Below are 10,269 nucleotides of genomic sequence, written 5' to 3'. Positions count from 1 at the left end.
CCGATCTGCACGCGCTGTTCGCCGAGTGGCGGCGCTGGCACGATGCCCGCCCGGCCAGCGGTGTGCCCGATTACACGCCGGCCGCGATTGCCGCCCGCGCCGCCGGCCTGAAGCAGTTCGAAGCCCGGCTGGCCGCCATCGACACCGCCGGCTGGGCAGTGGACGACCAAGCCGATTGGCAGCTGGTCAGAGCCGAGATGAATGGCCTGAAGTTCGATCTGGAGGTGGCACAGCCCTGGGCGCGCGATCCGGCCTGGTATCTTTCGGTCTGGGGCGCGCAGAGCGACACGCCGGCGCACGAGGGCCCGGTGCACGCGGCGCCGGTGGAGGTCTGGCAATATCGCTTCCCACTCAGCAAGGCCGATGCTGCAAAGCTGGCCGGCGAACTGGCGCACATCCCGCCGCTCCTGCAACAGGCCCGCGGCAACCTCACCGGCAATGCCGCCGACCTGTGGAATGCCAGCCCGATCACGCTGGGTGACCAGCTGGATGCACTGCGCGAACTGCAGGGCAAGGCGAAGGGCCACCGCGATCTCGAGCGCGCCACCGCCGCCGCGCTGGCCGCCACAGAAGACTTCATCGCCTGGGTGAAGGCGCAGGGGCCCACGAAGACCGGCCCCTCCGGCGTCGGGGTCGAGGCTTACAGCTGGTATCTGAAGCATGTGCAGCTGTCGCCCTACACATGGGCGGACGAGGTGGCGATCCTGTCGCGCGAACTGGCGCGCGCGCACGCTGGCCTCAGGCTCGAGGAAAATCACCACAAGCGTCTGCCGGCGCTGACCAGCCCGTCGAGCCAGGCCGAGTGGGACGCCAAGAGCCGGGCCGACATCGCGCATTTCATCCGCTTCATGGACGAAACCGGCGTCGCCAGCATCCAGCCGTACATGGCGCCGGAACTGGAAAAGCGCATCGGCCGCTGGGTGCCGGCGGCTGAACAGAATTTCTTCGCCATCGCGCAAGGGCGGGCGCCCAACAGCCTGTTCGCGCACTTCTACCACTGGTGGGACCTGGCCGAGGCGCAGGCGCGCCCGCATCCCTCGCCGATCCGCCGCGGGCCGCTGCTCTACAATATCTGGGTCAGCCGGGCCGAAGGCAACGCCACCGCCATGGAAGCGATGATGCTGGATGCCGGCCTGTTCGACAAGGAGCCCCGGTCGCGCGAGGTGGTGTGGATCATGCAGGCCCAGCGCGCGGCGCGCGGCCTTGCCTCGCTCTATGCCCAAGCCAACATGATCGACCTGAAGGCCGCGATGTCCATGCAGGTGGCGCGCACGCCCAACGGCTGGATGAGCCCGGATCTGCCGTTGCTGGGCTTTGAACAGTCGCTCTATCTGCGCCAGGTCGGCTATGGCTCCAGCTACATCACCGGCAAGGCGCAGGTGGAGCAATTGTTCGCCGAACTGGCCGAACAGGAGCGCGCCAGCCTGCCCGGCGACCGCTTCAGCGTGAAGGGCTTCTATGACCGGTTCGGCAGCTTCGGCCTCATCCCGGTCAGCCTGATCCGCTGGCAGTGGCTGGGGGCGAAGCCCGGCGAACCGCTGCCTGCCGCCCCGCGCTAACGACCGGCTCTGGGGATCAGCAGCAGCTGGGTCTGCCGCCCGTCGATCCAGCGGAAGCTGCTGCCGTCGAAGAAGCCGTCCACCTCCAGTGCGAAGCGCACCTCCTGGCCGCCCCATTCCGGCACCTTCGACACGGCCGCCAGTTCGATTGACCAGGCGGTGTCAGGGTGCAGCGGATAATCGCCGCGGCCGGCCGTTGGCCCCTGGTTGTCCCAGAAGCCGATCGAGGTGCCGGCGGCATGGCCGTGCAGCCCGATGGGGTGGGTGTAGATGATGGGCTGGGTGCCGGCGGCAATCGCGCGCTCACGGGCCAGCCCCAATATCTCGTTGCCGGTGAGGCCGGTGCGGTAGCTGGCGATCAGCGCATCCTGCACCCTGTTGGCCGCCGCGATCCCGGCCTTCAGCCCGGCCGGCGCGTCCGTCTCCCCGGGTCTGAGCACATAGGCCAGCATCTGCGTGTCGGTCTTCAGGCCCAGCATGCCGGCGCAGAAATCGACATGCAAAAGGTCACCGGGCAGGATCACCGGGTTTTCCGGCAGCGTCTGGCGGCCCGGCGTGGCGGGGCCCATCCCGGCGCGCTGGATGCTCACCGACGGCTGGCACCAGGCATCCTGGCGCAGATCGGCCAGCCGCTCGCGATACCACCACACCACGTCCTGCGTGGTGGTGACGCCGGGCGTGATCACCTTTTCCGAAAGGCCTTCCGGGATCAGCGCGTGGGCGACCCGCATGATGCCCTGATAGACCGCCATGTCCTCGGGCGTGCGGGTTTCCAGAACCCCCATCGCCATCCGGTCATGGCTTTCCAGCCGGCTGGCCAGCGGACCCAAGGCCGTGACCAGCTGGCGATGCTCGCCCACGGTCAGGCCGTTGGCCAGCGCGAACTCGCCGCTGATGTTGATGGCAATGCGCTGCGGATCACGCTCGGCCACCAGCTGCGCGACGCGCGCCCACTGGTCGGGCTGCTCTTCCGGGTTCCAGGCGGCGGGAAACAGATCGCCCACCGGATAGCGCGACACCGCCAGCCGCTCGACGCCCTTCTCCGGCCCGCGATCGTGGAAGATCAGCACCATGCGCCGCCGCGCCGACATCCAGGTGGCCGGCAGCATGGCCTTCACCACCGGGTCCTCGTTATATTCGCTGGCGACGAGTATCCACATGTCCACGCCCACCTCGCGCATGATGCGCGGCACGACGCTGTCGAGCCGGGCCTTCACCAGCCGGTCGTGGGCAACGGCGCGGTCACGCAGCGGCGGCACCGCCGGGCGCTGATAATCCTGCGCGAAGCTGGCCGTTGCAGCGGCCAGCGCCATGGCGGTGATGATGGATTTCATGCCTGTCTCCCCTTGCCCACGTGGGTTTAGGGCAGGCAGCGCGGCTTGTCAGCCCGTCGGGCAGGGGGGCGGTGGTGCTGCCGGGGAGGATTGAACTCCCGACCTCAGCCTTACCAAGGATGCGCTCTACCACTGAGCTACGGCAGCACGGCCCCGCTGTGCCCGCCAAGACGTCGACTTGGCTCGGGCAGGCCCGGCCCTATGGCCAAGGCCCGGCAGAGTGTCAAGCATTGAGCAGGCGCGGCGGAATCGGCTAGGCAGGCGCCATGTCAGGCAACGACGACACGCCAGCACGGACAGCCCGCGCCGAGCGGCTGGCCGCCGCGCTGCGCGCCAACCTCAGGAAGCGCAAGGCGGTGGGCAGCACCATCGACCCGGAGCGCAGCCAGCACCCGGAACCGAAGCCCGATCAGGATTGAGCCGGGGGATGGCCCCCAAGCCGATCAGTTGCTGGCCAGCGCCTTCTGCACGGCCGCCGTCACCTGCGGGGAGGTCGGCGTGGTGCGGGTGTCGAAGGCGGCGATCAGCTTGCCATCCTTGCCGATCAGATATTTGTGGAAGTTCCACTGCGGCGCCTTGTCTTCGCCCAGCGTGTTGGCGGCCCACTTGTAGAGCGGGATCGCCTTGGGGCCCTTGACCACGGCCTTCTCGGCCATCGGGAACTTGATGCCGAACTTGCTCTCGCAGAACTGCTTCACTTCGCCGTTGCTGGCAAATTCCTGGTCGCCGAAATCGCCCGATGGCACGCCGATCACCGTGAAGCCTTTGGCCTTGTAGCTGTCGTGCAGGGCCTGCAGGCCTTCATACTGCGGGGTGAAGCCGCACATCGAGGCGGTGTTCACCAGCAGCACCACCTTGCCCTTGTACTGGGCCAGCGGCATCGGCTTGCCGTCGATGGTCTTCAGCGTGAACTGGTGCAGGCTGGTGGGGGCCGGGGCGGCGGCGACCAGCGCGGTCATGGCGGCAGCGGCGAGGGCGAACGTCTTCATCATGGCATGTCTCCCGATTTCCCCGGCCTGATAGCACGGCCCCGCGGCAGTGCGAAGGTGAAGGGTGACGCAGGCCCCTAGAGCGGCGCGCAGGCCCGTTCCAGCCACGCCTGCTCCCCGGCATCGGTCAGCAGCGGTCCGATCTCGGCGGCAACCCGCGCGTGATAGGCGTTCCACCAGTCGCGCTCCTCGGCCGTGAGCAGGCCGACATCCACCAGCCGCCGGTCGATGGGGGCCAGCGTCAGCTCGCGGAAGCCGAGCAGTTCTCGCTCGGCGGCCGGCGCCTCGCGGCGTTCGACCAGCACCAGATTCTCGATGCGGATGCCGTATTCCCCGGCCTTGTAATAGCCGGGCTCGTTCGAGAGGATCATGCCCGGCCGCAGCGCCTCGTCGCCGCCGGCCTGTGCCGACCACGCCGCCGCGATGCGCTGCGGGCCTTCGTGCACCGACAGATAGCTGCCAACGCCGTGGCCGGTGCCATGGTTGTAATCCAGACCCACCGCCCACAGGTGCTGGCGGGCGAGCGCATCCAGCTGCACGCCCTTGGTGCCGGCCGGGAACAACGCGCGGGCCAGCGCGATATGGCCCTTCAGCACGCGGGTGAACCGATCCTGCATTTCAGGCGTGGGCGTGCCGACCACCAGCGTGCGCGTCACATCGGTGGTGCCGTCGCGATACTGGCCGCCCGAATCGACCAGATAAATGCTGTCCGCCACGATCGCCCGGTTGGTCTCGCCGGACACGCGGTAATGCGGCAGCGCGGCGTTGGGCCCGGCTGCCGAGATGGTGTCGAACGACAGATCCTCCAGGCTGTTGGTCGCGGCGCGGAACTGGCGCAGCTGTTCGGCCGCTGCCAGTTCATCGAGGCCGCCTTTGGGCGCCTCGCGGTCAAACCAGGCCAGGAAGCGGGTCAGCGCGGCGCCGTCGCGCACATGGGCGGCGGTGGTGCCGGCAATCTCGGTGGCGTTCTTGACCGCGCGCGGCAACACGCACGGATCGCGCGCCTCCAGCAGTCGGGCGCCGCCCGCCTCCAGCGCGTCGAAGATCGCGGCGACGCAGCTTTGGGGATCGGCCGCCACCAGCTTGCCGGAGAGGGACTGGAGCGCGCCATTGAAGGCCTCGCGCGGGTGCAGCCGCACGTCGGCGCCCAGGTGCGCGCGCAGCGCGTCGGTCACTTTCTCCGGCGCGGTGAACAGGTCGACACTGGCATCGGCGTGAATGATCGCGAAGGCCAGTGCCACCGGGGTGCGCGGCACGTCGCGGCCGCGGATGTTGAGCAGCCAGGCGATCGAATCGAGCGCTGCGATCACCGCGGCATCGGCGCCCTTTTCCTTAAGCCAGCTGGCCACCTCGGCGCGCTTGTCGGCATGGCTGCGGCCCGAGAAGCGGTCTTCATGAACCTCGATGGGGGCCAGCGAGGGCGCCGGGCGGTCGGCCCACACGGCGTCGATTGGGTTGGCGGCCAGCGCCACCAGTTCAGCGCCCTTTGCCTTCAGCAGGGCCGCCGTGCCGCTGGCCCAGGCGCGGGTGTGCAGCCACGGATCATGGCCGATGCGCATGCCGGGCTGTGCCTGTTCGGCCAGCCATTGCGCCACGCTGGTGGCCGGCACATCCTGATACTGGAACAGCTCGCCGGGCACCTGCTGGCGCACCTGCACCGTGTAGCGGCCATCAGTGAAGATCGCCGCGGTATCGGCCAGCACGGCAGCGGTGCCGGCCGAACCGCCGAAACCGGTCAGCCACTGGAGGCGCTGGGCATAGTCGCCGACATATTCGCTCATGTGCTCGTCGGTCAGCGGCACGACGAAGCCGGCCAGGCCTTCCGCGGCAAGCGCGGCGCGCAAGGCCGCAAGGCGAGCGGCGGTTGTAGACATGGCGATGCATCCCTTTATCTGTCCTACACCAGATAGGCGCGGCGCCGGCCCGCCTCAAGCACGAGAACCGCGCCCCCTTATGCAGCCCCCTGTCGCCGCCACCAAGCCGCACCGCTTCACCCACCATGGCATCACCGTGGAGGATCCCTGGGCCTGGCTGCGCGATCCCGCCTATCCGACGGTGAACGACCCCGAGATCCTGGCCTATCTCGAAGCCGAAAATGCCTGGTTCGAGGCCCAGATGGCGCCGCTCGCCGGGCTGAGGGACGAAATCTATGCCGAGCTGAAGGGCCGGGTGCCGCAGGATGATGCCTCGGTGCCGGTGCCGCAGGGCGATCATCTCTATTGGTGGCAGTTTCGCCCCGGCGACCAGTATCGCACCTGGTGGCGCAAGCCCAAGGCGGGCGGGCCGGACGAGCTGGTGCTGTCCGAACCGGCGCTGGCGGAAGGCCACGATTATTTCCGGCTGGGCGCGCAGACGATCAGCCCGGATGGCCGGTTGGTTGCCTATGCCACCGATTGCGATGGCAGCGAGCGCTTCACCATCCGCATCCGCGACATCGCCAGCGGCACGGACCTCGAGACCGTCACCGGCGCCAGCGTCGGCGCCATCGCCTGGACGGCGGATTCGCAGGCCATCGTGTGGACCGAGGTGAACGAGAACTGGCGGCGCATCCGGGCGCGGCTGCACCGGCTTGGCGCGGCCGGTGAGGACGCGGTGCTGTATGAGGAGACCGAGGACAAGGGCTTCGGCGTGTCCGTCGGCAAGAGCCAAGACGGGCAATGGATCATCATTTCCACCTCAGACCATGTGACGAGCGAGGTCCGGCTGCTGCCGGCCGGCGACCAGCAAGCCCCGCTGCTGCTGGTGAAGCGGCGCCAGCCGGGCGTGACCTATGATGTCGACGTGCGTGGGGATCGGCTGTTCATCCGGACGAACGATACCCATGTGAACTTCCGCATCGCCACCGCCAGCCTGGCGGCGCCCGGCGACTGGCAGACGCTCATCCCCGGGTCTGACCGCGACTACATCACCGGCATCGTCGCCTTTGCCTCCTATCTCGCCATCCAGGGCCGGCGCGACGGGCTGGACCGGATCGTGCTGCTCACCGACGATGGCCGCCAGACCGAGGTGCCGTTCGGCGAGGCGGCCTACACGGCGTCGCTTGGCACCAACCACGAGCCCGACGCGCCGCTGCTGCGGCTTGGCTACAGCTCGCTGGTCACGCCGGCGACCGTCTATGATTATGACGTGGGTAGTGGCACGCTGATTACCCGCAAGGTGCAGGCGGTGCCGTCGGGCTATGATCCGGCCCGGTTCGAAAGCCGGCGGATCTGGATCACCGCCCGCGATGGCGCCAAGGTGCCGGTGGCCATCGTGCACCTGAAGGACCGGCAGCCCGACGGCAGCGGCAAGCTGCATCTCTATGGCTATGGCGCCTATGGCATTCCCACCATGCCGGCCTTCTCGGCCAACCGGCTCTCACTGCTGGAGCGCGGCGTCGCCTTCGCGCTGGCCCAGATCAGGGGCGGCGATGACCTGGGCTATCAATGGTACCTGGACGGCAAGCTCCAGGCCCGCACCAACAGCTTCAACGATTTCGTCGACGTGGCGCGCGGCCTCACGTCGCTGGGCTGGGCGGCACCGGGGATGATCTCGGCCAGCGGCGGTTCGGCCGGCGGCGAGCTGATGGGGGCGGTGATCAACCAGGCGCCGGAGTTGTTCCGCGCCGTGGTTGCCCATGTGCCGTTCGTCGATGTGCTGAACACCATGCTGGACGACAGCCTGCCGCTGACGCCCGGCGAATGGCCGGAATGGGGCAACCCCATCACCAGCGCTGAGGATTTCGCGCTGATCCAGAGCTATTCGCCCTATGATCAGGTGCGGGCCCAGGCCTATCCGCCGCTGATGGTGACTGCCGGGCTCAACGATCCGCGCGTCACCTATTGGGAACCGGCGAAGTGGGTGGCGAAGCTGCGGGCCACCAAGACCGACGCCAACCCGCTCATCTTCAAGACCAACATGGGCGCCGGCCACGGCGGCAAGTCCGGGCGGTTCGCGGCGCTGGAGGAACTGGCCGAGGAATATGCCTTCATCCTTGCCCAGTTCGGGATCAAAGCCTGATGCCGCCGCCCGCCGATCGCGCGGCCTTCACGATGACGGTGACGGCGCAGCCGGCCGACATCGACGCGCTCGGCCATGTCAACAACGCAGTCTATGTCGTCTGGATCCAGCAGGTGGCGACTGCCCACTGGGAATCGGTGGCCTCGCCCGAACAACAGGCCGCCCATCTGTGGGTGATCACCCGCCACGAAATCGATTATCTCAAGGAAACGGTCCTGGGCGAGGCGCTGACCCTCACCACCTGGGTGGGCACGCCCAAGGGCGCGCGCTTCGATCGCTTCGTGGAAATCTGCGGCGCCGATGGCCGCCCCCGGGTCAAGGCAGTGACGACTTGGGCGCTGATCGATCGGGAGAGCGGCCGGCTGGCGCGGGTGCGCGGTGACATGGCCGCGCTGTTCATGCCCCCCGCAGCAGGGTGAACAGGTGCACGGCCGCCATCAGCGCGGTCGCCACGCCGCCAAAGGCGATGCCATTCCACGGCAGGTGCGCGTGCCAGGCCAGCGGCGCTTTGGTGCGGGCAATGCCGCCCAGCGCCCCGGCCAGCGCCAGAACGGCGCCGGTGGCGAGCAAGGTCCAAGTGGCCTGAGCGTCCATGGCGGTTGCTTTGGCAGGCCATTCAGCCATCGGCAATCATCGGTCTTGCAGGGGCACCACCAGAGGGTTACCCATCCATCAGTCCATGCCCCGGGGAGACAATCGATGATCCGCACTGCACTGCTTGCCGCCGCTGTCGCCGTCTCGACGGTGGCCGCACCAGCTTTCGCCGCCGGCCCGTTCGATGCCGCCATCGCCGGCCCGTGGCGCAGCGCTGCCAACAAGGCGCGCGACCAGTATCGCCACCCGGCCGAAACCCTGGCGTTCTTCGGCATCAAGCCGGGGCAGACGGTGGTGGAAGTGTCGCCGGGCGGTGGCTGGTATACCGAGATCCTGGCCCCGGCGCTGAAGGGCAAGGGCAAATATGTGGCGGGCCTCGCCAACCCGGCGGCCTCTGAAAATGCCGCCAAGAGCGTCGAGGCCTTCAAGACCAAGTTTGGCGACAAGGCGATCTATGGCGACATCGGCATCGGCGTCTTTGCCAAGGGCGTGCCCGACATCGTGGCGCCGGGCAGCGCCGATGTCGTGCTCACCTTCCGCAATGTCCACAACTGGCACATGGGCGGCTGGGACCAGGAGGCGTTCAACGCCTTCTTCAAGGCGCTGAAGCCCGGCGGCACGCTGGGCGTGGTGGAACACCGGATGCCCGAAGACCGGCCTGATGCCGACATGAAGAAGCTCGGCTACATGAAGCCGTCCTACGTCAAGGCGCTGGCCGCCAAGGCCGGCTTCAAGCTGGCCGCCGAGTCCGAAGTGAACGCCAACCCGAAGGACACCAAGGATTATCCCGACGGCGTGTGGACCCTGCCGCCGACCTATCAGCTGAAGGACGTGGACCGGGCGAAATATGCCGCCATCGGCGAGAGCGACCGCATGACGCTGAAGTTCGTCAAGCCACGCTGAAGCGCAGCGCGAGGATAGCGTCAGCTATCCTCTCACTCGCGCGAAGCCGGCCGGCGGGATCGGGCAAGCCGGCGCCACGGCTTTGCCGGGGCAGAGGCTTGCCCGAGTCCCGTTCGACGTCATGTCGAATGGAAGACGCCGGAATACCGCCGCACCGCCGTCACCGGGCTGCCGCGCGCCACCACGTCGGCCAGCGGTTCGGTCACCACGCGCATCCAGTGAGCATTGGCGTGGAAGAGACGGTCGCCAGCCAAGAGCAGGCCGACATGGCCGGGAAAGAATACGAGATCGCCCGCCGCGCGGTCAGCGAAGTCCACCGGCTCGCCCTGTTCCACCTGCAGATCGGTGTCGCGCCGCAGCGCTATGCCCTCCACGCTGAGCGCCTGCTGCACCAGCCCGGAACAATCGACGCCATCGGGCGTGCGTCCACCCCACAGATAGGGCGCATCGGCGAACAGCGCCGCGGCGGCGAAGCGATCATTTGGCGGCGTTTCGACATGGCGGCGATGGACGAAGCCGCCGCCGGCCAGTGCCAGGAAATCGCCCTCGGGCGTGCCAGAGAGGCGCGCGCCGAAAGGCAGTTCCAGCAGCACCGCGGCCTTGATGCTGGCGGCGGCAAACACGGGTGCGCGGCGCACGGTGACGCGGTGGGCCGGCTCGGTGCCGGGCAGGGCCAGCGCATCGAGCGGCGCCCAGCCGATGTAGCGATCATGGAGGCAGCGGCCCAAGGCGAAGCCGCCGCGCAGCTCGACGATCTCGAAGCCCTCGCCCATCAGCAGCTCGCTCACCGCCTCGGCCGTGGGCGACGGTTCGCGGCGCAGCATCGCGCGCGTGGCCGTGCAGGCCAGCGCGCGTGGCTCGACATAACGCACCGCGCCGATGTCGCCGGCC

At 68.5% G+C, this 10,269-nt stretch carries 10 protein-coding genes and 1 tRNA gene; 5 read left to right on the top strand and 6 right to left on the bottom strand.

The features are described 5' to 3' along the window. Nucleotides 1-1,559: DUF885 family protein (locus GJV64_RS07110; protein ID WP_164156573.1), on the top strand; the 1,559-nt coding region annotated here is incomplete at its 5' end. Here GJV64_RS07110 and GJV64_RS07105 read toward each other — a convergent pair. Both GJV64_RS07105 and GJV64_RS07100 read right to left on the bottom strand, forming a co-directional pair. Beyond that, on the bottom strand, nt 1,556-2,893 hold the full coding sequence (locus tag GJV64_RS07105; protein ID WP_164156572.1) for a M24 family metallopeptidase: 1,338 nt from the start codon (nt 2,891-2,893) through the stop codon (nt 1,556-1,558). The genes GJV64_RS07110 and GJV64_RS07105 overlap by 4 nt on opposite strands. Before the next feature lie 72 nt (nt 2,894-2,965). Then, a tRNA-Thr gene (locus GJV64_RS07100) sits at nt 2,966-3,040 on the bottom strand. A 119-nt stretch (nt 3,041-3,159) separates the two neighbouring features. On the opposite strand from GJV64_RS07100, the gene GJV64_RS07095 reads away from it, so the two are divergent. Next, the gene (locus tag GJV64_RS07095) at nt 3,160-3,312 is read left to right on the top strand and encodes a hypothetical protein (protein ID WP_164156564.1); all 153 of its coding nucleotides are present in this window, start codon (nt 3,160-3,162) and stop codon (nt 3,310-3,312) included. A gap of 24 nt (nt 3,313-3,336) precedes the next feature. Here GJV64_RS07095 and GJV64_RS07090 read toward each other — a convergent pair whose 3' ends face one another. Further along, nucleotides 3,337-3,885, bottom strand: a complete 549-nt coding sequence (locus tag GJV64_RS07090) for a glutathione peroxidase (protein WP_164156571.1) — start codon at nt 3,883-3,885, stop codon at nt 3,337-3,339. A 74-nt stretch (nt 3,886-3,959) separates the two neighbouring features. Further along, on the bottom strand, nt 3,960-5,756 hold the full coding sequence (locus GJV64_RS07085; RefSeq protein WP_164156570.1) for an aminopeptidase P family protein: 1,797 nt from the start codon (nt 5,754-5,756) through the stop codon (nt 3,960-3,962). 79 nt (nt 5,757-5,835) lie between these two features. Here GJV64_RS07085 and GJV64_RS07080 point away from each other — a divergent pair, with 79 nt between their 5' ends. Together GJV64_RS07080 and GJV64_RS07075 are read left to right on the top strand one after the other, a co-directional pair. Further along, the gene (locus tag GJV64_RS07080) at nt 5,836-7,881 is read left to right on the top strand and encodes a S9 family peptidase (protein WP_164156569.1); all 2,046 of its coding nucleotides are present in this window, start codon (nt 5,836-5,838) and stop codon (nt 7,879-7,881) included. Beyond that, a complete protein-coding gene (locus tag GJV64_RS07075) occupies nt 7,881-8,300 on the top strand; it encodes an acyl-CoA thioesterase (RefSeq protein WP_164156568.1) in 420 nt (139 codons plus the stop codon). The genes GJV64_RS07080 and GJV64_RS07075 overlap by 1 nt, the downstream gene beginning before the upstream one ends. Here the strand turns inward: GJV64_RS07075 and GJV64_RS07070 are convergent. Beyond that, complete coding sequence (locus tag GJV64_RS07070) at nt 8,278-8,475, bottom strand: hypothetical protein (protein ID WP_164156567.1); 198 nt, start codon at nt 8,473-8,475, stop codon at nt 8,278-8,280. The two genes, GJV64_RS07075 and GJV64_RS07070, sit on opposite strands and share 23 nt — an antisense overlap. Nucleotides 8,476-8,580: 105 nt before the next feature. Here GJV64_RS07070 and GJV64_RS07065 point away from each other — a divergent pair, with 105 nt between their 5' ends. Continuing rightward, entirely contained in the window at nt 8,581-9,378 is a 798-nt protein-coding gene (locus GJV64_RS07065; RefSeq protein ID WP_164156566.1) for a class I SAM-dependent methyltransferase, read from the top strand. 119 nt (nt 9,379-9,497) lie between these two features. On the opposite strand, the gene GJV64_RS07060 is transcribed toward GJV64_RS07065, so the two are convergent. Beyond that, the coding region (locus tag GJV64_RS07060; protein ID WP_164156565.1) for a C40 family peptidase at nt 9,498-10,269 on the bottom strand (772 nt) is incomplete at its 5' end.

The organism is Sandarakinorhabdus rubra, assembly GCF_010994245.1.
Classification (GTDB): Bacteria; Pseudomonadota; Alphaproteobacteria; order Sphingomonadales; family Sphingomonadaceae; genus Sandarakinorhabdus; species Sandarakinorhabdus rubra.
This window is presented reverse-complemented; position numbering and strand designations above follow the sequence as displayed.